This is a genomic window from Acidibrevibacterium fodinaquatile, assembly GCF_003352165.1.
Lineage (GTDB): Bacteria > Pseudomonadota > Alphaproteobacteria > Acetobacterales > Acetobacteraceae > Acidibrevibacterium > Acidibrevibacterium fodinaquatile.
In genome coordinates, this window is sequence record NZ_CP029176.1 from 3,468,347 (window position 1) to 3,489,853 (window position 21,507).

20 protein-coding genes, 1 tRNA gene and 2 pseudogenes are annotated in these 21,507 nt (G+C 65.1%); 8 read left to right on the forward strand and 15 right to left on the reverse strand.

The window, feature by feature from the left end:
• The first annotated feature begins 72 nt into the window (after nucleotides 1-72).
• Nucleotides 73-867 (forward strand): nucleoside triphosphate pyrophosphohydrolase, encoded by a 795-nt coding sequence (mazG, locus tag DEF76_RS16465; RefSeq protein WP_114913952.1) that lies wholly within the window; start codon nucleotides 73-75, stop codon nucleotides 865-867.
• On the opposite strand, the gene DEF76_RS16470 is transcribed toward mazG, so the two are convergent.
• Genes DEF76_RS16470 through DEF76_RS19530 form a run of 3 tightly spaced genes read right to left on the reverse strand, consistent with a single transcriptional unit; the run spans nucleotide 868 to nucleotide 4,001 of the window.
• Nucleotides 868-2,412 carry a DHA2 family efflux MFS transporter permease subunit gene (locus tag DEF76_RS16470; RefSeq protein ID WP_240319041.1) on the reverse strand — a complete coding sequence of 515 codons (1,545 nt, stop codon included), beginning with the start codon at nucleotides 2,410-2,412 and terminating at the stop codon, nucleotides 868-870. It abuts the gene before it with no gap.
• Nucleotides 2,413-2,415: 3 nt separating this feature from the next.
• The gene (locus DEF76_RS16475; protein WP_114913226.1) at nucleotides 2,416-3,504 is read right to left on the reverse strand and encodes an HlyD family secretion protein; all 1,089 of its coding nucleotides are present in this window, start codon (nucleotides 3,502-3,504) and stop codon (nucleotides 2,416-2,418) included.
• On the reverse strand, nucleotides 3,504-4,001 hold the full coding sequence (locus tag DEF76_RS19530; RefSeq protein ID WP_162800715.1) for a MarR family winged helix-turn-helix transcriptional regulator: 498 nt from the start codon (nucleotides 3,999-4,001) through the stop codon (nucleotides 3,504-3,506). Before DEF76_RS19530 ends, DEF76_RS16475 begins: the two co-directional genes overlap by 1 nt.
• Before the next feature lie 277 nt (nucleotides 4,002-4,278).
• Here DEF76_RS19530 and DEF76_RS19535 point away from each other — a divergent pair, with 277 nt between their 5' ends.
• Nucleotides 4,279-4,422, forward strand: coding sequence for a hypothetical protein (locus tag DEF76_RS19535; protein ID WP_162800716.1), 144 nt, complete (start codon nucleotides 4,279-4,281; stop codon nucleotides 4,420-4,422).
• A gap of 27 nt (nucleotides 4,423-4,449) precedes the next feature.
• On the opposite strand, the gene DEF76_RS16485 is transcribed toward DEF76_RS19535, so the two are convergent.
• Both DEF76_RS16485 and DEF76_RS16490 read right to left on the reverse strand, forming a co-directional pair.
• The gene (locus DEF76_RS16485) at nucleotides 4,450-5,208 is read right to left on the reverse strand and encodes a glucose 1-dehydrogenase (protein ID WP_114913228.1); all 759 of its coding nucleotides are present in this window, start codon (nucleotides 5,206-5,208) and stop codon (nucleotides 4,450-4,452) included.
• Complete coding sequence (locus DEF76_RS16490) at nucleotides 5,205-6,830, reverse strand: acyl-CoA synthetase (protein WP_114913229.1); 1,626 nt, start codon at nucleotides 6,828-6,830, stop codon at nucleotides 5,205-5,207. The genes DEF76_RS16485 and DEF76_RS16490 overlap by 4 nt, the downstream gene beginning before the upstream one ends.
• Before the next feature lie 162 nt (nucleotides 6,831-6,992).
• On the opposite strand from DEF76_RS16490, the gene DEF76_RS16495 reads away from it, so the two are divergent.
• The 3 genes from DEF76_RS16495 (at nucleotide 6,993) to DEF76_RS16505 (ending at nucleotide 8,217) form a co-directional block, all read left to right on the forward strand.
• The gene (locus DEF76_RS16495; protein WP_114913230.1) at nucleotides 6,993-7,622 is read left to right on the forward strand and encodes an SAM-dependent methyltransferase; all 630 of its coding nucleotides are present in this window, start codon (nucleotides 6,993-6,995) and stop codon (nucleotides 7,620-7,622) included.
• An 82-nt stretch (nucleotides 7,623-7,704) separates the two neighbouring features.
• Nucleotides 7,705-7,911, forward strand: a complete 207-nt coding sequence (locus tag DEF76_RS16500) for a YgaP family membrane protein (protein WP_114913231.1) — start codon at nucleotides 7,705-7,707, stop codon at nucleotides 7,909-7,911.
• Nucleotides 7,912-8,127: 216 nt separating this feature from the next.
• Nucleotides 8,128-8,217 (forward strand) — tRNA-Ser (locus DEF76_RS16505).
• Nucleotides 8,218-8,469: 252 nt separating this feature from the next.
• Here the strand turns inward: DEF76_RS16505 and DEF76_RS16510 are convergent.
• The 4 genes and pseudogenes from DEF76_RS16510 to DEF76_RS16525 form a co-directional block, all read right to left on the reverse strand.
• Complete coding sequence (locus tag DEF76_RS16510; protein ID WP_114913232.1) at nucleotides 8,470-9,135, reverse strand: hypothetical protein; 666 nt, start codon at nucleotides 9,133-9,135, stop codon at nucleotides 8,470-8,472.
• Nucleotides 9,136-9,547: 412 nt separating this feature from the next.
• Nucleotides 9,548-9,871 (reverse strand): annotated as a pseudogene (locus DEF76_RS16515) (transposase); the annotation flags it as partial.
• A gap of 255 nt (nucleotides 9,872-10,126) precedes the next feature.
• Nucleotides 10,127-10,450 (reverse strand): annotated as a pseudogene (locus tag DEF76_RS16520) (transposase); the annotation flags it as partial.
• Nucleotides 10,451-10,705: 255 nt separating this feature from the next.
• Complete coding sequence (locus tag DEF76_RS16525) at nucleotides 10,706-11,752, reverse strand: IS110 family RNA-guided transposase (RefSeq protein ID WP_114910744.1); 1,047 nt, start codon at nucleotides 11,750-11,752, stop codon at nucleotides 10,706-10,708.
• Between the two features lie 140 nt (nucleotides 11,753-11,892).
• Here DEF76_RS16525 and DEF76_RS16530 point away from each other — a divergent pair, with 140 nt between their 5' ends.
• Complete coding sequence (locus DEF76_RS16530; RefSeq protein WP_114911755.1) at nucleotides 11,893-13,116, forward strand: IS256 family transposase; 1,224 nt, start codon at nucleotides 11,893-11,895, stop codon at nucleotides 13,114-13,116.
• Nucleotides 13,117-13,121: 5 nt separating this feature from the next.
• Here the strand turns inward: DEF76_RS16530 and DEF76_RS16535 are convergent, their stop codons facing one another.
• The 3 genes from DEF76_RS16535 to DEF76_RS16545 are packed head-to-tail and all read right to left on the reverse strand — an operon-like array spanning nucleotide 13,122 to nucleotide 14,980.
• A complete protein-coding gene (locus DEF76_RS16535) occupies nucleotides 13,122-14,168 on the reverse strand; it encodes a recombinase family protein (protein WP_114913233.1) in 1,047 nt (348 codons plus the stop codon).
• Between the two features lie 3 nt (nucleotides 14,169-14,171).
• On the reverse strand, nucleotides 14,172-14,603 hold the full coding sequence (locus tag DEF76_RS16540) for a DUF2924 domain-containing protein (protein WP_114913234.1): 432 nt from the start codon (nucleotides 14,601-14,603) through the stop codon (nucleotides 14,172-14,174).
• On the reverse strand, nucleotides 14,603-14,980 hold the full coding sequence (locus tag DEF76_RS16545) for a DUF3489 domain-containing protein (RefSeq protein ID WP_114913235.1): 378 nt from the start codon (nucleotides 14,978-14,980) through the stop codon (nucleotides 14,603-14,605). The genes DEF76_RS16540 and DEF76_RS16545 overlap by 1 nt, the downstream gene beginning before the upstream one ends.
• A gap of 291 nt (nucleotides 14,981-15,271) precedes the next feature.
• On the opposite strand from DEF76_RS16545, the gene DEF76_RS16550 reads away from it, so the two are divergent.
• Complete coding sequence (locus DEF76_RS16550; protein ID WP_114913236.1) at nucleotides 15,272-17,857, forward strand: tetratricopeptide repeat protein; 2,586 nt, start codon at nucleotides 15,272-15,274, stop codon at nucleotides 17,855-17,857.
• 57 nt (nucleotides 17,858-17,914) lie between these two features.
• Nucleotides 17,915-18,292 (forward strand): hypothetical protein, encoded by a 378-nt coding sequence (locus tag DEF76_RS16555; RefSeq protein WP_114913237.1) that lies wholly within the window; start codon nucleotides 17,915-17,917, stop codon nucleotides 18,290-18,292.
• Between the two features lie 438 nt (nucleotides 18,293-18,730).
• On the opposite strand, the gene DEF76_RS20040 is transcribed toward DEF76_RS16555, so the two are convergent.
• Genes DEF76_RS20040 through DEF76_RS19540 form a run of 3 tightly spaced genes read right to left on the reverse strand, consistent with a single transcriptional unit; the run spans nucleotide 18,731 to nucleotide 21,496 of the window.
• Nucleotides 18,731-20,062: a 3'-5' exonuclease gene (locus tag DEF76_RS20040; protein WP_240319042.1), complete on the reverse strand. Its 1,332-nt coding sequence runs from the start codon at nucleotides 20,060-20,062 to the stop codon at nucleotides 18,731-18,733.
• The gene (locus DEF76_RS20045) at nucleotides 19,969-20,829 is read right to left on the reverse strand and encodes a type II toxin-antitoxin system RelE/ParE family toxin (RefSeq protein ID WP_240319043.1); all 861 of its coding nucleotides are present in this window, start codon (nucleotides 20,827-20,829) and stop codon (nucleotides 19,969-19,971) included. Before DEF76_RS20045 ends, DEF76_RS20040 begins: the two co-directional genes overlap by 94 nt.
• 58 nt (nucleotides 20,830-20,887) lie before the next feature.
• The gene (locus DEF76_RS19540; RefSeq protein WP_162800717.1) at nucleotides 20,888-21,496 is read right to left on the reverse strand and encodes a hypothetical protein; all 609 of its coding nucleotides are present in this window, start codon (nucleotides 21,494-21,496) and stop codon (nucleotides 20,888-20,890) included.
• Nucleotides 21,497-21,507: the final 11 nt, after the last annotated feature.

Here is a 21,507-nt window from a genome sequence, read left to right on the forward strand (position 1 = left end):
ATCATCGCGGTGATAACACCGCCCGGAGGGCAGCCCTTGGCAGCGCTCCGGGCGGGTCTCTATGATCGGCGCATGCACGCCGAGACCGAACTCCGCCGCCTGCTTACGATCATGGCGGCGCTGCGCGACCCAGAGACCGGCTGTCCCTGGGACCGCGCGCAAAATTTCGCGACCATCGCGCCCTACACCATCGAAGAAGCCTACGAGGTCGCCGACGCCATCGCGCGGGAGGATATGCCTGGCCTCGCCGATGAATTGGGCGATCTTTTGTTTCAGGTGGTCTATCACGCGCGCCTGGCCGAGGAGGCCGGCCATTTCGCCTTCGCCGATGTCGCGCGCACGATCAGCGACAAGATGATCCGCCGCCATCCGCATGTATTCGCGAACGCGCCGGCGGAGGCCGGCCTATGGGAACGCGAAAAGGCAGCCGAGCGCGCGGCGCGCGGCGTGGAGGGAACGCTCGCCTCGGTGCCCGAGGCCCTCCCCGCCCTTGCGCGCGCCCATAAACTCAGCGCGCGCGCCGCCCGCGTCGGGTTCGATTGGCCGGATGCCGAGGCGGTGCTCGCCAAACTCGATGAGGAAACCGCCGAACTGCGCGCCGAGCTCGCCAACGCCGACCCGGCGCGGCTCGAAGACGAGGTCGGCGACATGCTGTTCGTGCTCGCCAATCTTGCGCGCAAGCTCGGGCTCGATCCCGAGGCGGCGCTGCACCGCGCGAACCGTAAATTCACCCGCCGCTTCGCGGCCGTGGAGACTACTCTCGCCGCCGCCGGCGCAACGCCGCAGGAAGCGGGGCTGGCGGCGATGGAGGCGGCCTGGGCGGCGGCGAAGGTGGCAGAGCGAGGCGGCGGCGAGAGCGGCCGCTGATCAGTCCAGCACCGCCGGATGATCCTCGGCGGGAGCTGCCATATGGGTTGGGCGCCGCATGACAAAAAGCAGCAGCAGCGCCGGCAGGGTGGTCAGGGTCATGAACAGGAAATCATCGATATAGGCGATGATCTCGGCCTGCTGGTTGATCATCTGGTCGAGCAGCACGGCGCCATGGCGCGTCAGCGGGTCGAGACGATGAAAAATCGTCGGGTTGGATTGCAGCGCGCGGTTGAAGGGGGTGATCCGCGCCGCCAAGCCGGCATGCGCGACCTGGATGTTGCGCGCAAGCAGCGCCGAGGTGAGCGAGACGCCGATCGCGCTGCCGACATTGCGGAACAGGCTGAGCATGGCGGCGGCATCGGTGCGCATCGCCATCGGCAGCGTCGCGAAGGCAATGACCTGCAGCGGCGTGAAGACGAAACCAAGCCCCATGCCTTGGACGATGATGGTCGTGACCTGAACATGCACCGCGACATCGGGGGTCCAACCGGTCATGCTATAGCTCGATCCGATCAGCAGGCTGACACCGACGAACATCAGCTTGCGCGGATCGATGCGGCTCGCGAGCCGACCGGAAATCATCATCGCGAGCATGGTGCCGATGCCGCGCGGCGCCATGACGAGGCCCGCCGTCGCCACCGGATAATTGCCGAGGCTTTGCAGATAGGGCGCCATCAGCGCCGAACTCGCAACCAGGATCTGCCCGATCGCGAACATCATCAGGAGTGAGGCTGAAAGATTACGGTCGCGGAAAATCGCCGGGCGAATGAACGGCCGCTCGGCGGTGAAAAGATGGGCAAGAAAAAGATAGATCCCCAATCCCGCCAGCACGGCCTCGGTGATGATCTCGCGGGAAGAAAACCAGTCCTGGTCCTGGCCGCGATCGAGCATCATCTGCAGCGAGCCGAGACCGAGCGCGAGCACGCAAAAGCCGGTCCAATCAAACCGCAGACCCTCTTCTGTCGGCGCGCGCGGCATGAAGATGATCATGCCGAGAATGGCGAGAAGACCAAAGGGCAGATTGACGTAGAAAACCCAACGCCAGTTATAGAGTTCGGTCAAATAGCCGCCGAGCGTCGGGCCCAGGATGGGGCCGATCATGACGCCGATCCCCCAGATCGCCATCGCCGAACCGCGCCGCTCGACGGGATAAATATCCAGCATCGTGGCTTGCGAGAGCGGCACCAGGGCGGCGCCGAACATGCCCTGAAGCAAGCGGAATCCGACCATCTGCGGCAAAGTCTGCGCGATGCCGCACAGCATCGAGGCGGTGGTGAAGCCGGCGAGGCAGAGAATGAAGAGATTCTTCCGCCCAAACCGCGCCGCGAGCCAGCCGACCGGCGCCGTCATGATGGCCGCGGCGGTGATATAGCTGGTCAGAACCCAGGTGATTTCATCGGAGGTCGCGGAAAGACTGCCCTGCATGTAAGGGAGGGCGACATTAGCGATGGTCGCATCCAGCGCCTGCATGAGCGTCGCCACCATCGCGCAGACGGTGATGATGCCGCGATGGGGAACATCGGCCTCGACGCGCGCGCTCACGGGTCAGAACAGATCCTTGAGCGAGCGCTGATGGCCGGTGTCGATCTCGGTTTCAACGCTCATGCCGGTCCTGAGCGGGGGATCGCCGGGCGCGCGATCGATGCGCACGCGCACCCGGATGCGCTGCACCACCTTGACCCAGTTGCCGGAGGAATTTTGCGCCGGCAGCAAGGAGAATTGTGAATCGGCGCTGGGCGCGATGCTTTCGACGACGCCATGCCAGACGCGGCCGGGATAGGTATCGACCGTGACATCGACGGGATTGCCGGGCTTGACCCAGGTCAGCTCGGTCTCCTTGGGTTGCGCCTCGACCCAGACATGCTCGTCAGAGACCAGGCCGAAGGCGCCGGTCGAGGCCGCGAGATACTGGCCGGGCTGGAGGTGATCGACTTGCGTCACCACGCCCGAGAACGGCGCGCGCACCACCGAATGATCGAGTTCGCGCTGCGCTTCCGCGACCCGCGCCGCGGCTTCGCGATATTGCGGCGTTTGGGTGACGTCGATCGCGGGGTTGCCGGAAAGCCGCGCAAGCTGCGCCTCGGCCTGCGCGCGCAGGCTTTCGAGGGCTTGCTGATCGGCCGAGAGCTTGAAGCGCGCATCGTCATATTCCGCGCGGGTGACACCGCCGGCTTTCACGAGATTGGCGAAGCGGCCGAGATTGGCTTGGTCATCGGCGACCTGGGCCGCTTTGGCATCGATGTCGTGGAGCATGCGGCGATAGTCGCGCTTCATCGCCTCCATGGTGAGGGCGGTTTCGGCGAGATTGGCGCGGGCGCCATCGAGGGCGATGGTGAATTGGCTCGGGTCGAGGCGAAACAGCACCTGCCCTTTGGTGACATGCTCGCCCTCATGCACCGCGACCTCGCCGACAAGACCAGAGACGTCGGTTGCAACCGGCAGCAGCGCGGCCTCGACATAGGCATCATCGGTATAGGCATAGCGTCCGCCCATCAGCCACGCAGCGAGCGACCCCGCAGCGACGACGGCGATGCCGCCGACCATCAGCGCCGTGCGCAGCACGCGGGTTTTGCGCCGCGGCCGCGCCGCGACCTCGACGTCACGCGCCGATAGGGTGGCGCTGGCTTGCGACATCAGGCAGCCTCCTCGGTAGTGTCTTCCTCGGCGAGCAATCGCACCTGTTCGGGACGGCGCTGACAACGCAACTCGCCGCACAGCGTCGCCTTCATTTTCTTCAGGGCGTCGAGCACCACGGCGATGGTCTCGGGCTCGATCCCCTGACGGACGAGGCGGGCAATTTCATCCCGCTCGGCTTCGATTTCGCCGATCAATGGCGCCGCGTCGGGCAGAAGATGCAGCCGCCAGATTCGCCGGTCATGGGGATCGGCGCGCCGCTCGACCATCTGCCGCTGCTCGAGACGATCGACCAGCCGGGCGACGGTGATCGGCTCGACCTCGAGCAATTCGGCGAGTTCTTTCTGCGACATGCCGGGCTGGCGGTGCAGACGCAGCAGGATCAGCCATTGCGCGCGGGTCATGTCATGCATCCGGGCGCGTTTATCGACCATGATGCGCAACAGATGCGCGACATCGTGGAGATAGAACATGAAATCAGGTTGCGAATGGGGCATGGGATTTCTCCTCCGGTTATTATAAGCAAGATTATGGTTACCACAAACCAGAAGGCTATGCAATATACGCAAACCTGATTTGAAATTTTTTCGAAACCGGCCCACGCAAACCAATTGGCAGGAATTTGCGCGTAGTCTCTGGCCATGCCCCAGTGTCCTGCCCCTGACATGCTTTGGCATTTCGGGGATCAGCAGGCCACGGAAAACAAAGGGCGAGTGTCCATGACATTCGCTTGCGAATTTCTGAAACGGGACACGAACCCGCCGAGGAGAGGCCATGACCCGCTTTCGCCACGCCAACACACCCTATCTCCGGTTTCTTGCCGTTATCGGCGGCCTTGCGTTGACGCTCGCGGCCTGCGCCTCACCGCCGCCGCCAGCGCCGCAACCCTATTATCATTATGGGTGGTATTATTACTGATCCGTTATTCGCGCCGCGGCCGATCGCTCACGCCTTGATCATGTAGCCGCCATCGACGGGGAGGCCGGCGCCGGTGACGAAATCGGACGCGGAACTCGCAAGAAACACCGCGGCGCCGGCGAGATCGCCCGGCTCGCCCCAGCGCGCCGCCGGGGTGCGGGCGAGCACATGCTCGTGCAGCCCACTCACGACCTGGCGCGCCGTCTTCGTCATGTCGGTATCGATCCAACCGGGGAGGATGGCGTTGACCTGGATATTGTCTGCCGCCCACGCCGTCGCCAGCGCTTTCGTCAATTGCAGAACGCCGCCCTTGCTCGCGGCATAGGGGGCACTATAGGGCGCGGCGAGCACCGACATCACCGAGCCGATATTGATGATTTTGCCGCCGCCGCCCCGCTTCATCACCGGGTGCGCCGCTTGCGAGGCGAAAAACACGCTGGAGAGGTTGGTCTCCAAAATGGTGCGCCATTCATCCTCGGTGTAGCTCTCCGGCGCCTTGCGGACCGAGACGCCGGCATTGTTGACCAGGATGTCGAGCCGACCGAAGTGCGCCACCGCCGCCGCGACCAGAGCCTCGCACTCGCTTTTACGGGTGACGTCAGCGGCGTGGAAAGCCGCCCGGCCCGGGCCGAACTCGGCCGCCGCCGCCGCGCCCTTTTCCTGATTGCGGCCCACCAGCAAAATCTGCGCCCCGGCGGCGCTGAGGCCGCGCGCGATGCCGAGCCCGATGCCGCCATTGCCACCGGTGATCACCGCCGCTTTTCCGGTGAGATCGAAGGTTTTCATACGGGCGTTCCTTTCTCGGCGTGCGCGCGGAGGGTGAATTTCTGAATTTTGCCCGTCGATGTCTTGGGTAGCGGGCCGAAGGTGACATGCTTCGGGCATTTGAAATGGGCGAGATGGGCGCGGCAGAAGGCGATGATGTCGGCCTCGGAGACCGCGCCGGCGCCCTCGCGCAGGGTGACGAAAGCGTGCGGCACCTCGCCCCATGTCGCATCCGGATGCGCGACCACGGCGGCTTCGAGCACCGCGGGGTGGCGAAACAGCGCCTCCTCCACTTCCAGCGAACTGATATTCTCGCCGCCCGAGATGATGATGTCTTTGGCGCGGTCCTTGATCTCGGCATAGCCGTCCGGGTGCAGAACGGCGAGATCGCCGGTATGAAACCAGCCCCCGGCGAAGGCGGACGCGGTCGCCGCCGGGTTCTTGAGATAGCCCTTCATCACCGTATTGCTGCGCAGCATCAGCTCGCCGATCGTCTGGCCGTCGGCAGGGACGCTTGCCATCGTCGCCGGATCGAGCACCGCCATATCAGCCAGCAGCGGATGCGGCACCCCCTGGCGCGCCATGAACAGCGCCTTTTCAGCCAGCGGCAGCGTGTCGCGCTCGGGCTGCCAGGCATTCACCGTCGCCGGGCCATAGGTTTCGGTGAGGCCATAGAGGTGGTGGACCTCAAAGCCCAGCGCCTCCATGCGTTCGATGACGATCGAGGGCGGCGCGGCACCGCCGGTCATGATGTGGACCGGGCGGGCGACGCGGCGGCGCACCGTCTCCGGCGCGTGGATCAGCATGTTGAGCACCACTGGCGCGCCACAGAGATGGGTGACGCCGTGTTCGGCGATGGCGGGGAAAATCAGCGCCGGATCGACGCGGCGGAGACAGACATGCGTGCCGCCGGCCAGTGTCACGCTCCAGGTGAAGGTCCAGCCATTGCAGTGGAACATCGGCAGCGTCCAGAGATAGACGCTCTCCGGCGTCAGGCCGAATTCGAGGGCCATGGCGGTGGCGTTGAGATAGGCGCCGCGATGATGCGTCACCACCCCCTTGGGATCGGCGGTGGTGCCGGAGGTGTAGCCGAGCCCGATCGCCGCCCATTCGTCGGCGGGAAGCTGGAGCGTGAAGGCGCGATCGCCGGCGGCAAGGAAATCCTCGTATTCGATAGCCCCGATCGCTGGCGCCCCCGGCACTTGGTCATCGGCGATATCGATGACCGTGGGCGGCGCTTCGAGCATGGCCAGCGCCGGGGTGACGCTGGCCGCCAATTCGCGGTCAGCGATCAGCGCCTTGGCTTCGGAATGGCGCAGGATGAAGGCGATGGTCGCGGCGTCGAGCCGGGTGTTGATCGGGCAGAGCACGGCGCGAAGCCCGGGCACGGCGTAATGCGCCTCAAGGAGCGCCGGCACGTTGGGCGCGATGACGGCGACGGTATCGCCGGCGCCGATACCGCTCTCCGCCAGCGCCGCGGCAAGGCGCCGGCAGCGCGTCAGCATCTCGGCATAGGTGATGCGCCGCGCGCCATGGATGATCGCGGTGCGCCGGCCCCAAACCCGCGCCGCCCGCAACAAGAAGGAGAGCGGCGAGAGCGGCACGTAATTGGCCGGGTTGCGCGGCAGGTCGTGATCGTCCATGGTGATGCCTGTTCCCTCCATCCCATTAGAGCCGGTTATGCGGTTTGGGTAAAGGATTGGCGCGGCAGGGCCGCGGGCACCGCCCCCGGGGGAAAGTTTTTTGGTTCTTTTTTTCAAAAAAGAACGAATCTTCGTTTTGTCCGACGACCGCGCGAGATCCGCATGAGCGACACGATACCGCCTGACCTCGAACGCTGGGAAACCCGTTTTGCCGCCGAGGCGTATGTTTTCGGCACGGCACCGAATGATTTTCTCGCCCGCGAGGCCCATCGCCTGTCGCCGGGGGCGAAAGTGCTTGCGGTCGCCGATGGCGAAGGGCGGAATGGCGTGTTTCTCGCCGAACAGGGGATGGACGTCCTGTCGCTGGATTTTTCCCCGCAGGCCCGCGCCAAAGCAGAGCGGCTGGCGCGGGCGCGCGGGGTTACGCTTCAGTGCGAGACCGCCGATCTTCGCCACTGGGCTTGGCCGGAAGCCGCTTTCGACGCGGTGGTCGCGATTTTCATCCAATTCGCGACGCCGGAATTTCGTCCCCGCCTCTTTGCCCACATGCTCGCCGCCCTCAAACCCGGCGGATTGTTATTCCTCGAAGGCTACCGCACCGAACAGCTCGCCTACAATACTGGCGGCCCGTCGGATATCGCGCATCTCTATAGCGAGGCGCTGCTGCGTGACGCCTTCGCCGGTGCCGACATTCTGCTGCTGGAGAGCGAAGATCGCGATCTGCACGAAGGTCAGGGGCATCACGGCCGCTCCGCTCTGATCGATCTCATCGCGCGACGAAAGCCGGGTTGAGGGGGGTTTCAGGCGGCCAAATCTTTTCCTATATAAAACGATGGGAAGAGATGTTCTCCGGCTTGTATGAGGAGTTCAAACCATGACCGCTAATGTTGGGACCGCCGATCGGGTCATCCGCATCATCGTCGGCATCGCCCTTCTCGCCTTCGCCGCTTTTGACCAAGGCGAATGGCGCTGGGTCGGCCTCATCGGTATCGTGCCGATCGCGACCGCATTGATGCGGTTTTGCCCGCTTTACTCCGTTCTCGGCATGCGGACCTGTCCGATGGCCAAGGACGCGAAATAAGCCCGACGCGGGCGAGGGATTCCGCCCGCGCGGCCTCGATTTCTTGAGCGCTGCGGGGGATTGTTCGCGAGCTTTCTTCATCAGATGCCGGGCGCTCCATGAATACGGGGGCGCAACTGTCACGGCCAATTTAAGAACGCGATTGCCGGGTCAATAACACCCTTGGCGCCGCCGCCGGCTTTGCTCTATGAAGTGCCGGCCCGATGCTGCGACCAGGGAGAGGTGACCGAGCGGTCGAAGGTGACGGTCTCGAAAACCGTTGTGCGTGAAAGCGTACCGTGGGTTCGAATCCCACCCTCTCCGCCAGGCAGTCTCTGGTGAACCGCCGGTAAGGGCTCCTCGATTCAAAACCTGGGCTGTTTGCGGTGGATTTTCGGATCCGGGGCGTCTCTGCGGGGGCGCGAAGAGTGGATTTGGCGCCGATTTGCCGGTGATTCCGATGCTTTGTCTCCGCCGCCTCGGTGACGGTCTGGTTTGAGCCGCGCGGGCGTCCTGTTCAGGACCAGGGCTACGAGCTCGCCATACCAGGGAACCGACCCGCGATCTCGGGCGCGGCGATCACGGCCGGCCGAACGCCGTCTGCTGCTCCCAGGCGAGCGGGATCGGGCGGGTCATGAGGTGCTGCAAGGTGAGCGCGGTGGGTTGGCGGCCTTCCAGGATCTGGCGCTTGAGGTGGGGGGCGAGGAAGGCGAGACGCACCATCCGTGCGATGTAGGCGGCGGTTACCCCCTCGGCGGTGGCAATGGTTGCAAGGTTGGCGGCCTCGCCGTCGAGCAGGCGGCGCTTCCACGCCTCGGCGCGGATCAGGGCGGAGACCAGCGTCGGGTCGCGCTCGGATCGCTCGATCGGCGCCGCGCCGCCGGGGTAAAACGCGACCATCCCGCCGCTGCGGCGCGCCGTCTCCAGCGCCACGCGCACGGTGATCCCTTCGTCGGACGACGTGATGTCAGCGTTGCCGCCAAGCCGGGCGCGCAGGGTATCAGGCTCCGGCAACGCATCAGCGGGGGCGAGCACCAGGCTGAGCCGCCCGCCGCCGATGGCCACCTGCCGGAGATGCCGCGAGACGACAGCCCAGTCGGTTCTGTCGCCATCGGCGGGGATGAGGCCGATGCGGGCGAGACAGCGAGCGATCTGCTGCTCGAGCCGCACGGCGTTGATCCGGCAGGCGCCAGGGGCGCCGCGCTGGCCGGTCAGCAGGGGCAGGGAGATGTAGTAACGATACACCGCCCCGCCGGTGGCGTCGTGAAGTGTGTGGAACGTATGGCCCGCCCCGCCTGCAAGTGATTTTTCCGATGGACTGGTCAGTCTGCGTCAACGTATCCGGCCTCAGAGCAAGCTCTCGACCAAGATGGAGATCCGCGCGCTCTGGTTCTCATAACGTATGGCCCGCCCCGCCTGCAAGTGATTTTTCCGATGGACTGGTCAGTCTGCGTCAACGTATCCGGCCTCAGAGCAAGCTCTCGACCAAGATGGAGATCCGCGCGCTCTGGTTCTCATAATTCTGTCGGCGACAAGTCCGCCATTCCACACATCAGATTTCCAGAACACCGATCGACTGTCAGGCCATCTTTCTTCCACCACCCGCAAACATCATGGACCGGTAGCCGATCATCATATCAGCACCGGTCGATTTCGGTCACACCGTCACACCAACGGCTTTGGCGTCAAATTTGTCGCCGTGACGTAAGACGGCCCACGCAATCCGTGCCAGCTTATTGGCCAATGCGACGACTACGGCGTTCTTATGCACCCTGGTGATCAGCCCCCGCAGCCATCCGCCGAGTGGCGTGGCGCTGGTCAGCAGACCTGGCAGGGCGGAGCGTGCACCATGGATCAACTGCTTGCGCAGATATTTGTTGCCGCGCTTGCTGATCCCGACAAGCCGGGGTCGTCCGCCTGTCGTGATCTGACGCGGCACCAAACCCAGCCAGGCGGCAAGATCGCGGCCATGACCGAACGTATGGCCCGCCCCGCCTGCAAGTGATTTTTCCGATGGACTGGTCAGTCTGCGTCAACGTATCCGGCCTCAGAGCAAGCTCTCGACCAAGATGGAGATCCGCGCGCTCTGGTTCTCATAATTCTGTCGGCGACAAGTCCGCCATTCCACACATCAGATTTCCAGAACACCGATCGACTGTCAGGCCATCTTTCTTCCACCACCCGCAAACATCATGGACCGGTAGCCGATCATCATATCAGCACCGGTCGATTTCGGTCACACCGTCACACCAACGGCTTTGGCGTCAAATTTGTCGCCGTGACGTAAGACGGCCCACGCAATCCGTGCCAGCTTATTGGCCAATGCGACGACTACGGCGTTCTTATGCACCCTGGTGATCAGCCCCCGCAGCCATCCGCCGAGTGGCGTGGCGCTGGTCAGCAGACCTGGCAGGGCGGAGCGTGCACCATGGATCAACTGCTTGCGCAGATATTTGTTGCCGCGCTTGCTGATCCCGACAAGCCGGGGTCGTCCGCCTGTCGTGATCTGACGCGGCACCAAACCCAGCCAGGCGGCAAGATCGCGGCCATGACCGAACGTATGGCCCGCCCCGCCTGCAAGTGATTTTTCCGATGGACTGGTCAGTCTGCGTCAACGTATCCGGCCTCAGAGCAAGCTCTCGACCAAGATGGAGATCCGCGCGCTCTGGTTCTCATAATTCTGTCGGCGACAAGTCCGCCATTCCACACATCAGATTTCCAGAACACCGATCGACTGTCAGGCCATCTTTCTTCCACCACCCGCAAACATCATGGACCGGTAGCCGATCATCATATCAGCACCGGTCGATTTCGGTCACACCGTCACACCAACGGCTTTGGCGTCAAATTTGTCGCCGTGACGTAAGACGGCCCACGCAATCCGTGCCAGCTTATTGGCCAATGCGACGACTACGGCGTTCTTATGCACCCTGGTGATCAGCCCCCGCAGCCATCCGCCGAGTGGCGTGGCGCTGGTCAGCAGACCTGGCAGGGCGGAGCGTGCACCATGGATCAACTGCTTGCGCAGATATTTGTTGCCGCGCTTGCTGATCCCGACAAGCCGGGGTCGTCCGCCTGTCGTGATCTGACGCGGCACCAAACCCAGCCAGGCGGCAAGATCGCGGCCATGACCGAAACTCTCACCCTTGCCGATCGCGGCGATCAGCGCGGTGGCGTTGACCGGGCCGATACCAGGGATCGAAAGCAGCCTGCGGGCCGCCTCATCGGCGCGGGCACGAGCAACAAATTCGTCGTCGAAAGCCTCGATCCGGTGATCCAGTTCGCGCCATTCCTTCCGCATGTCGGCAATGAGCGCTTGCGTTCGTGGAGACAACGCGATGCTACCTCCGTCGTTCTGATCGAACCGCCCCACCAGATATTGCGCGAGCTTGCTCCGCCCCTTTGGCACGGTAATCCCCCGTTCAAGAAGGATAGCGCGTAGCTGATTGATCAGCGCCGTACGTTCCACCACCAGGCGATCCCGCGCCCGATGCAACGTCTGCACGTCAAGCTGTTCCTCGCTTTTGAGATCTACAAAGCGCATCGTCGGCCGGGTCGCTGCTTCAGCGATCGCCTCGGCGTCCCGATCATCGTTCTTCTGCGCTTTCACATACGGGCGCACATATTCCGGCGACATCAGCCGGACCGTGTGACCCTGAGCCGCCAACAGCCGCCCGAGATAATGGGCGCCACAGCATGCCTCCATGGCGATCACACACGCCGGGATCTTCGCCGTAAAGGCCGTCACGCTGTCCGGCCGCATCCGGCGCCGTTTCACCACCGCGCCGCTCGCATCCAACCCCGCGAGACTGCAACTGTTCTTGCCCAGATCGATCCCCAATACCGCGATCTCTTTCGTCATGGCACTTTCCTTTCGCTGGCCCCAGCAGACTATACACCGCCGGGGGAAAGGAGCGGGCCATCCCATAATTCTGGGTGGCGTAATCTCCGGGTGAGTTCAACCACCAGACTCGGCGTTGTCGCGCCGATGGAGATCACGCCATGGAGAAGAATAGCACGGGAACGCCGGAAGCCAGCCTTTTTGATGGAGAGGGCTGGTTCGACGCGATTGAGGCGGGGGTGCGGGATCGGATCCGCGGGTTCATCGAGAACATGCTGGAGGAGGAGCTGACGACGGCGCTGGGGCGGGAGCGATATCGCCGTGGTGGCGAGGCAACAGGATATCGCCATGGTGTCCGTCATCGGCAAATCCTCGGCTCGTTCGGCCCGCTCGAGATTACGGTGCCGCGGGGGCGGATGCCGAAGCCCGGGGGTGGAACGGCGGAATGGCAAAGTGCCACGCTGCCTCGTTATGCCCGGATGACGAAGCAGGTGGAGGCGTTGATTGCGGCGACCTATCTCGCCGGCACGAACACGCGGCGGGTAAGGCGGGCATTGGGGGCGTTGTTCAAGGGGGCAGTGGGCAAGGACGTGGTCAGCCGCACGTGGAGAAAGGTCAAGGCGGACTGGGACGGCTGGAACCGGCGGAGCCTGGCCGACGAGGATACCGTCAGGCTGATCCTCGACGGCACGGTGGTGAAGGTCCGGCTCGACCGGAAAGCGACCAACATCTCGCTGCTGGTCGTTCTCGGCGTCCGCCGCGACGGGCAGAAGGTTTTGCTGGCGGTGAAGAACATGGGTGGCGAGAGCGAGGCCGCCTGGCGGGCGGTGCTCGATGACCTGATCGCGCGGGGTCTGCGGACGCCGGACCTGTTGCTGATCGATGGCGGTGCCGGCCTCGAACGCGCCCTGGCCAGCCTTTGGCCCGAGGTGCCGACCCAGCGCTGCACAGTCCACAAGCATCGAAATCTGCTCGCGCACGCTCCCGAGGCGCTGCACGAGGAGATCACGGCCGACTACAACGACATGATCTACGCCGATACCAGCGCCGAGGTGATGCGCCGGCGCCGGCTGTTCCTGGCCAAATGGCGCCTGAAATGCCGCGGTGTCGCCGACAGCCTTGAGGAAGCCGGCGATCGGCTGTTCACCTTCACCCGATTGCCCAAAAGCCAGTGGAAATCGGCAAGAACGACGAATGCGATCGAACGCCTGCACGAGGAGTTCAAGCGCCGGATCAAAACCCAGACCGTCCTGCCTTCGGCAGAGACCGCGGCGATGCTGTTCTGGTCATTGCTCGCATCCGGGCAGGTCACCATGCGCAAAGTCGACGGGTGGCAGAGCCTCGGAGAGCCACCCGCCTCAATGCCTCTTGATCTCGTCGCCTGACCTCGTCATGCTCCCCAAACCGGAGACGCCGCCAAAGGCAATTTCCACACAAACCGCGACGCCACCGCCCCGCCCCTCTTGCGCGCACTGACCGGCGTCATCCGGCTGCCAGCGGCATCGAAAATCAGGCCGGTGAGCGGCGCCTTGACGCCCGCCGTCTCCAGATGCGCCGTGTCGTTGCCCCTAGACTTGTTTCCCCTGCGCCTGGCTGATGAACCACGTGCGTCATCGAGCCGCTTTTGCACGGCGTTGAATGTCTCGCGCGTGATGATGGCCGGATGCTGGCCAGGGTGGCTCACCCCTTTGTGGCGGATGTCGCCGCAATAGAGCGGGTTGCGCAGCAGGTGATAGAGCGCGCCGCGGTCGTATGGCTTGCCGCCGATCACCCGGCCGGCGCGATCGCTTCGGCGTTTCGAGACGATTCCGGCTTCGGCCAATTCGTCGCGCAGCCGATGCACCGAGCCGAGTTCCTCGTAGCGGCGGAAGATGTGGCGCACCGTCGCCGCTTCGGCCTCGACGATCTCGAGCGTGCGCCCGGCGGCACGATAGCCGAGAGGAACGATGCCTCCCATCCACAGGCCGAGCTTCTTGGAGGCGGCGATCTTGTCGCGGATGCGCTCGCCGGTGACCTCGCGCTCGAACTGGGCGAAGGAGAGTAGAACGTTGAGCGTCAGCCGCCCCATGCTGGTGGTGGTGTTGAAGGCCTGGGTCACCGAGACGAAGCTCGCGCCGTTCTGGTCCAGGATCTCGACGATACGGGCAAAATCCGCGAGCGCGCGGGTCAGGCGGTCGACCTTGTAGACCACCACCACGTCGACCCGCCGCGCCTCAATCTCGCCGAGCAGGCGTTGCAGCGCCGGGCGCTCCAGCGTGCCGCCGGAGAAGCCGCCATCGTCATAGGTTTGCGGCAGCAGCGCCCAGCCCTCCCCGGCCTGCGACAGGATATAGGCGGCGCAGGCATCGCGCTGGGCATCGAGCGAGTTGTAGCTCTGCTCCAGCCCCTCCTCGGAGGATTTGCGCGTATAGATGGCGCAGCGGATCGGGCGGGACATGGATCACTCCGCCTTGCCGTTGGCGCGCAGGCCGAAGAAGCGCGGGCCATTCCAGCGTGCCCCGGTGATCGCGCGCGCCACCGCCGAAAGGCTGGGAAATATTTTGCCCTCCCGGCGATAGCCGTTGGCCATGACGGCGACGTGATGGCGCCTTCCCTGCCGCACTTTCTCCAGCATTGCACCGGCGCGATAGCGCGGCCGATCGACCACCGGCTTGCGGCCGGGGCGCAGCCGGCCGAGTTCCGCGTGGAGGCGCTGTTCGTAGGCTGGATCGCCGCCGAACGCCGCTATCTGCAGCCGCTCGGCGAGAGCGCGGCAGAGCAGGTCGCGGCTGCGCAGGGCCGGCGGGGCACCGAAGTGCCGCCGCCATCGGGTTCGGAGCTGCTCGAGCGTAAGGTTGGGCAGCTCGGCCAGGATCTCCGGCAGACCAGTCATCACGCGGTCTCCGGAATGATGGCCGCTGCGGAGGCGTTGTAGCGGCGGACACCGTCGGCCTTGGCGCTGCCGATGGGAATGCCGCGCCTCTTGAGCGCGCCCGCCATCGCGCCGCGCACCGAGTGGGCCTGCCAGCCGGTCGCTCGCATCATCTCCGCCACTGTGGCGCCGCCGGGACGGCGCAGTAGTTCGAGCAGGATGCCCAGTTTGGTCGGCGATTTTTGTGATCCAGACCGCGACGCCGGGAGCGCCTTCGGCTCGGCCGCCCGGCGTTCGCTGGCCGGAGCCGGTTCTGTCGTCCGGCGCGCGCCGTGCTCGCTCGCGGACGGCTTGCGGGCGCGGTGCTTCAGGGTATTGGATGAAGAAGATTTCGCCATGATCGGCCTCCGTCGGTTGCGACGAGGCCCTATGCCCCGTCACCGACGCGAGCCCGGCTCGCCGGGCATGACCAGCCATGACGCTCCGTTCCGGCGGCAAGTCCAGCCCAATTGCGCACGAGCCGGCGCGGTGCGCGACGACTGGGCAAATCTGGCCAATGCACACTCTCTCATTCATTCCGGAGTGTGTTGCGTTCCGGACGTTGGCGAGTGACCCCCGCGAGCAAATTTCGTCATTGCGACGAATATGTTTCCCTGGCATCATAATCGCGCTTTCGCGAGGGGGCCGGCATGGCGAAGCAGACCCAGGACGCGGGGGCCGGGGCGGTCGCGGTCCAAATTTCTGGTGACGGCAACAGCGTTCACATCATTCGGGCGGGCGAAGCGCTTGCGCTTAGCCTCTTGCATGCCCGCAAGGCCAAGCCGACCACAACGCTCGAAGTGCTCCGCACCGATCTGCGCGCAACGACCTTGGTCGGGCGCGAAACCCAATGCCAGGATCTGGCGGCGTGGCGCGCCTCCCCGCAACCGATCGCGGTGCACTGCATCACCGGGGGCGCGGGCGCGGGCAAGACGCGGCTCGCGATCGAGGCATGTGAAGCGGCGGCAGCCGAGGGCTGGATCGCCGGCTTCGCGCCCAGCGACGAATTGGCGCGCTTTCATCAAGAGCAAAACCTCGTCCACTGGCAATTGCCGCAGCACGCGCTCATCGTGGTCGATTATGCCGCGACATCGCTTGCCGTGCTCAAGGCATGGTTTTCCCTCCTTGCTCCCGTGCGTCATCACCCGGTGGGCCACAAGCTCCGCATTCTGCTGCTGGAGCGCCAGGCCGATCCGGAGAGCGGCTGGTGGGCGGATTTGAATCGACGTGACTCGAACGATCACGCCGGCCCGGCCGACCTCCTCGGCCAGCAGGCGCTTTTCCCCCTCCCTGTGCTGGATAGGCCAGCCGATCGGCACGCGTTGCTGGCCGACGCGATGCGGCTGGCGGCGCCGCTGCTCGACCCTCCCGTTGCCGCGCCGGCGCCGCCGCTATTGGGAAGCGATCCATGGTTCGATGCCCGGCTCGCTGATCGCCGGATCGACAACCAGCCGCTCTATCTCATGATGGCCGGCGTTCACGCCGCCCGTCATGGCGCGCCGGCGGCGCTGGCGCTCGATCATGTCGAACTCGCGAACAAGATGGCCGAGATTGAAACGGCGCGGCTGGGAAAACTCGCGCGGGCGCGCGGTTTTCCCGATGATGGCAAGCTGCTCAAGCACCTCGCGGCTTGTGTTACGCTGCAAAACGGGTGCCCGCCCGCCGCACTGCCGGCGCTCATTCGCGAGGAGATGGCGGCGCTCAGCCTGAACGCGCCGTTCGACGCGGAGGGGGTGGCCGGGCATTTATGCGATTACCTCCCTGTTATCGGCGATCTCGTCGAGCCAATCCGTCCCGACCTTATTGCCGAAGCGTTGCTCATCCGCGTCATTCAAGGCGACAGATTTCGTCCCGAAGACATACCCCGCGAGATCGTTCGCCGCGCCTATCATCGGGCGCCGGCGGGCACGGTTGATACCCTCATCCGCTGCGCGCAGGATTTCGCAAATGGCCGCGCCGACCATGCCTCCGTCCGGTGGTTGTGGGCGATTGTCGAGACGTCGGACGATTTGGCCGAACTCGCCCGTATTTCCGACTTTCTTCCCGAGGACACGCTGTCGCTACGCGAGTTCGCCGGGGACGTGGCTGTGCGCATTGTGGCCGTTCTCCGCGCCGCGGTCAGCCGCGATCCGGAGGCCGTCACCACCGCTCTGGCGGGCTCGCTCAACAACCTCGCCAATCGCCTGAGCGATCTCGGGCGGCGCGAGGACGCGCTCGCCGCCGCCGAGGAAGCGGTGACGCTCAGCCGCACCCTCGCCGCCGCCCAGCCCGACGCCTTCACCCCCGATCTGGCCACGTCGCTCAACACCCTCGCCAATTGCCTGAGCGCTCTCGGGCAGCGTGAGGACGCGCTCGCCGCCGCCGAAGAGGCGGTGACGCTCCGCCGCGCCCTCGCCGCCGCCCGGCCCGACGCCTTCACCCCCGATCTGGCAATGTCGCTCAACAACCTCGCCGCTTTCCTGAGCGCTCTCGGGCGGCGCGAGGACGCGCTCGCCGCCGCTGAGGCGGCGGTGACGCTCCGCCGCGACCTCGCCGCCGCCCGGCCCGACGTCTTCACCCCCGATCTGGCAATGTCGCTCAACAACCTCGCCGCTTTCCTGAGCGCTCTCGGGCGGCGCGAGGACGCGCTCGCCGCCGCCGAGGAGGCGGTGACGCTTCGCCGCACCCTCGCCGCCGCCCGGCCCGACGCCTTCACCCCCGCTCTGGCGGGCGCGCTCAACACCCTCGCCAATCGCCTGAGCGATCTCGGGCGGCGCGAGGACGCGCTCGCCGCCGCCGAGGAGGCGGTGACGCTCTATCGCGCCCTCGCCGCCGCCCGGCCCGACGCCTTCACCCCCGATCTGGCAATGTCGCTCAACACCCTCGCCATTCGCCTGAGCGATCTCGGGTGGCGCGAGGACGCGCTCGCCGCCGCCGAGGAGGCGGTGACGCTCTCTCGCGCCCTCGCCGCCGCCCGGCCCGACGCCTTCATCCCCGATCTGGCGACGTCGCTCTCCGTTCTGGGTGACATGCTCGAGGCTGTCGGGAAGATTTCGGACGCGATCCCGAACGACGAGGAAGCGGTTCGTTTGCTCACACCATATTTCCTGTTAAACCCGGCGGCGTTCGCGGGAACCATCGCAACCTACGCGCGGGACTACATCCGCCGCTGCGAGCTGGCCCGCCGGGAGCCTGATCCGACGCTCCTCGAGCCGATCGTCGACAGGCCGGAAAACGGCGCGAAGCCGGAACGTTGATGCGCAATCCGGAGGATCTCCGGTTCGACATCGTCGCAAGCGAAAGGTGCCAAGCAAATGGAGCCACTGTCTCTCGCCGCCGCCGCCATCAGGGCACTTTTGCCTTATCTCGCGAAAATCGGCGCCGGCGCGGCGACGGAAATCGGCAAGGAGGCCGGCGGGGCGCTGCTCGGCTGGTTGCGCGCCAAGCTCGGCGAGCGGGGAGGGAAAGCGCTTGCTGATCTCGCCGACGAGCCCAATAACGCGGATAAACAGACCGCTCTCCGCGAGCAGCTCGCGGAGGCGCTGCAAGCCAATCCGGCGCTCGCTCGCGAACTTGTGGCGATGCTGCCGGCCGACGCCAGAGGCACCGACATCATGACCCAGACTGTCAGCGGCGCTGGCGCCAAGGGTGCGCAAGCGAAGGGGTCTGGAAACAACATAACCATCAATTGATCTTGGCCCAAGTGGATGGTCCCGTCCGACGTCGAATTTCGGCGAGGGGGCATTGCGGCGCAGCTTCTCAGCCGTTTCCGCATCGTCGCGTTTCCAGGCTTGGCCAGTTCTGCCTTGCCACCCCTGGGACGCTCAGCGACAACCGTGCCGCCGTGGCATCCGATCGGTCCCGATGTTCTGCTGATGGCCAAGCTTGCCGGCCGCATGGCCGTTTCGTGGCCAGCACAGCGCCGCCGCATCCTGCTCCAGCATCGCGCACAGGGTCGCCCCAACTTCCTCTCAAGCATCTTTTAGAATCGCATGCGGCGTCACCGCCTCGTGTGAGGTATCCCTCTTCATGGCGTTGCCTTCCAAATGTGGACCAGACACTCCGAGCCTAGCGGCTCAAGGCGGCAACGCCGCTCCCCATTCAACATTCCGCGGGATATCACCGATGCCTCAGTCTTTCTCCAAGTCGTCCAGGAACTCCGAAACCGGTAGCACGCCGGCGACAAGCAACCGGTCCCGCGCGCGTGTGCAGGCGACGTAGAACAGCTGGCGCTCGGTCTCGTAGATCTCGTCGAGATCGGCTTCGTCCATTGCGTCATCGATCCTCTGCTGTAGCGGCAGCACCTGATCGTCGCAGGCGAGAACCAGGACCGCCTTGAATTCCAGCCCCTTCGCCAGATGCAACGTGCCGATCAGCACGCGGCCTTCCTTGCCGGCCCCGGGGTCGGTGCCCTCGACTGGAACCAGCCCGGCCCCTTCCACCGCCCGCCGCGCCCGATCGAGCTGGGCGCGCGAGCGGACGAAGGCGCCGATCTCCTCGGCACCGATCCCGTCGGCGCGCGCCGCGGCTATGAACGCGATGGCCGCCGCCGTCTCCGTGCCCTGGTCAGCGGCGCGCACGATCTCCGGCGGCGGGCCGTCGAAGACGGAGATGGTTCCGCGCCGCGCCTCCTCGCGCCCGTCCATGTCCCGGATCACGCCGGGCAGCAGCCGGTCCGCCGCCTCCCGGATCTGGTGGGAGGTCCGGTAGTTCACCTTCAGCGTTGTCGATCGTCCGCGCACATCGACCCCGAGCGCCTTCCAGGAGAACGGCGGCTGGAAGATGCGTTGGCCGAGATCGCCGGCGAAGAACAGCGCGTCGGCCCCATCCGGCGCGAGCGCGCAGAGCATGCGCAGTTCCGGCACGCCGAGGTCCTGCGCCTCATCGACCACAATTTGCGTGAACGGCTTGGCGGCGCGCTCGCTGTAGGCGGCCGTCACGGCACCGAACACCTTCGGCCAGGTCATCAGCCCCTGCTCGTTCAGTGCCGCCCGCGCTGCGGCGAAAACCGGCCACAGGCGTTCCCGCTGGCGGGCGCCGAGCCGGCTCTTGCGGCCACTCCGCGGTGTGCCGGTATAGGCCTCGACGCTTTCCACCTGCCAGGCATCGACGACCTGGGTGAATTCGCCGAGCAGGAACCGGTCCGAAAACGTGCCGACGCCCTGCGCCTGAGCGGCAGCGACCAGCGCCGCGCGCACCTGATCGCTTGGCGCGACGCGGGGCCGGCGGCCGAAGGCAAGCTGGTAGAGCTCATCGGCCAGCCGCTCCCAGGACGCGACCGTGATCCGCGCCCGCACCTCGGCTTCCCCTGCCGTCAACACAGCGAGCTTGCGCGACAGCGCTTCGGCGAGCGGCTGGGAGAAGGTGGTCAGCAACACCTTGGCGCCGACGTCCGCGCGGGCGAGGCGGGCGGCGCGATGCAGGGCGACCACGGTCTTGCCGGTGCCGGCTGATCCCGACACGCGCGCGGGCCGTTGAAGGCACGCTCCACCACGCTGCACTGGGAGGGGTGAAGGAAGACCGCCCATTTCTCCCAGGGTGCGTCCAACGCGGCTTGCAGTTCGGCCAGGTTCTCGACGGTGCGGAAGCGGCGCCGCGCGTCCGGGTGGGCGAACGGATCGATCGTCGCAGCCACCGGCTCCGGCTTCGGCAGGCGGCCGGTGGCGGCGTATTCCAGCAGCGCTTCCGCCGCCTCGGCCGGCAGGTGCGGCGCGAGGTCGAAGAAGCGGCTCTCCGTCGCGGCCTGCACCGCCGCCAGCCAGTCCTCAGGCACGCCGACCGCAAGCAGGTCGTCTGCGGCGAGGTGGGCGAACAGGGGCGGCTCCGGCGATGGTGCGGACGGTGCCGGTTCGGGAACACGGGCGGGGATGAACAGGTCCGGCGCTGCTCGCTCGACCCGCTCGCGCACTTCCACGATCTGCACGGCGCCGGTCCGGGGATGCGCCTCGATCCGCCGCCGCTCGGCCCAGGCATAGGCCTTGTCGTGATGATCCACATAGGCGAGCAGAAGGCTTTCAGCTGTCTTGTGGACGATGATGCGCAGGTCGCGGTTGACTCGGATGGACCAGAAATGCGGGTCCTTGGATTTTTCGATGCGGTGGAACTGCAAGCCGGGCGCGGACGGATCAAGTTGCAGATCGAATGCCGAATTCTTCACCGCTTTCTGGTCCTGCGCCGGCAGGCGAGCCAGCGCGTCGGTGAAGCTGTCGGCGATACGGAAGTCCGTCAAAACTACCGCCTGAAGGTCGAACAAACGCACATCGAGAAACGGGTGGGGACTGGCCTCATTAAATCCCCTTGGCTCCGATCACTTCTTTACCGAAGAAGTCATTTATGGCCTTTACGACCGCAGCATGTGGCCTCTCAAGGGTTTTCCTACGATAAAACATGGCCCAAACAGTCATTGCTGTCGCAAAGCTGATTTTTTCCTCCGAGAAGTGGTAGGCACCCGTAAAGTGCCCCTTCAGATCCGTCTTCATCGCCCGATACGCAGCCAAGGAATGACAGCAGGATAAACAAAGGACCCTCTGCTTATCTTTATCGAGTTTCGGCGCGACCTTCTTCAAGGTTTTCGCCACATCCTTCCATGAAACATTTCCCCCAATGAATCCTAGACCAAATTTGGATCCATGTCCTGCTACATGCAAAAACCCAATGGCGTTGTAGGTTTTCCAATTCGAATTTCTAAACCCACTATAGGAAGTCACTCTAATTAATTTCGTAGCGGACCCGAGTCTGCGATTAGATAACAATGACTGCACGACCTGGCATTCGGTAACAAGATTACCATCAATTTCGTGATCACTTGGGCAGTCAAGAAGAACAAATCCGTAAGGCGGGCGCCCACGCTCCGCTATATTAGGCAAAGATGCTTTCGTGGATTTCGGCGCTATCATTTGATGATTCT

What these genes read in the sequence shown, in the direction of transcription:
- mazG (WP_114913952.1), top strand. Translation starts at nt 73, where the DNA reads ATGCACGCCGAGACCGAACTCCGCCGCCTGCTTACGATCATGGCGGCG.
- DEF76_RS16475 (WP_114913226.1), bottom strand. Translation starts at nt 3,504, where the DNA reads ATGTCGCAAGCCAGCGCCACCCTATCGGCGCGTGACGTCGAGGTCGCG.
- DEF76_RS19530 (WP_162800715.1), bottom strand. Translation starts at nt 4,001, where the DNA reads ATGCCCCATTCGCAACCTGATTTCATGTTCTATCTCCACGATGTCGCG.
- DEF76_RS19535 (WP_162800716.1), top strand. Translation starts at nt 4,279, where the DNA reads ATGACCCGCTTTCGCCACGCCAACACACCCTATCTCCGGTTTCTTGCC.
- DEF76_RS16485 (WP_114913228.1), bottom strand. Translation starts at nt 5,208, where the DNA reads ATGAAAACCTTCGATCTCACCGGAAAAGCGGCGGTGATCACCGGTGGC.
- DEF76_RS16490 (WP_114913229.1), bottom strand. Translation starts at nt 6,830, where the DNA reads ATGGACGATCACGACCTGCCGCGCAACCCGGCCAATTACGTGCCGCTC.
- DEF76_RS16495 (WP_114913230.1), top strand. Translation starts at nt 6,993, where the DNA reads ATGAGCGACACGATACCGCCTGACCTCGAACGCTGGGAAACCCGTTTT.
- DEF76_RS16500 (WP_114913231.1), top strand. Translation starts at nt 7,705, where the DNA reads ATGACCGCTAATGTTGGGACCGCCGATCGGGTCATCCGCATCATCGTC.
- DEF76_RS16525 (WP_114910744.1), bottom strand. Translation starts at nt 11,752, where the DNA reads ATGACGAAAGAGATCGCGGTATTGGGGATCGATCTGGGCAAGAACAGT.
- DEF76_RS16530 (WP_114911755.1), top strand. Translation starts at nt 11,893, where the DNA reads ATGGAGAAGAATAGCACGGGAACGCCGGAAGCCAGCCTTTTTGATGGA.
- DEF76_RS16535 (WP_114913233.1), bottom strand. Translation starts at nt 14,168, where the DNA reads ATGTCCCGCCCGATCCGCTGCGCCATCTATACGCGCAAATCCTCCGAG.
- DEF76_RS16540 (WP_114913234.1), bottom strand. Translation starts at nt 14,603, where the DNA reads ATGACTGGTCTGCCGGAGATCCTGGCCGAGCTGCCCAACCTTACGCTC.
- DEF76_RS16545 (WP_114913235.1), bottom strand. Translation starts at nt 14,980, where the DNA reads ATGGCGAAATCTTCTTCATCCAATACCCTGAAGCACCGCGCCCGCAAG.
- DEF76_RS16550 (WP_114913236.1), top strand. Translation starts at nt 15,272, where the DNA reads ATGGCGAAGCAGACCCAGGACGCGGGGGCCGGGGCGGTCGCGGTCCAA.
- DEF76_RS16555 (WP_114913237.1), top strand. Translation starts at nt 17,915, where the DNA reads ATGGAGCCACTGTCTCTCGCCGCCGCCGCCATCAGGGCACTTTTGCCT.
- DEF76_RS19540 (WP_162800717.1), bottom strand. Translation starts at nt 21,496, where the DNA reads ATGATAGCGCCGAAATCCACGAAAGCATCTTTGCCTAATATAGCGGAG.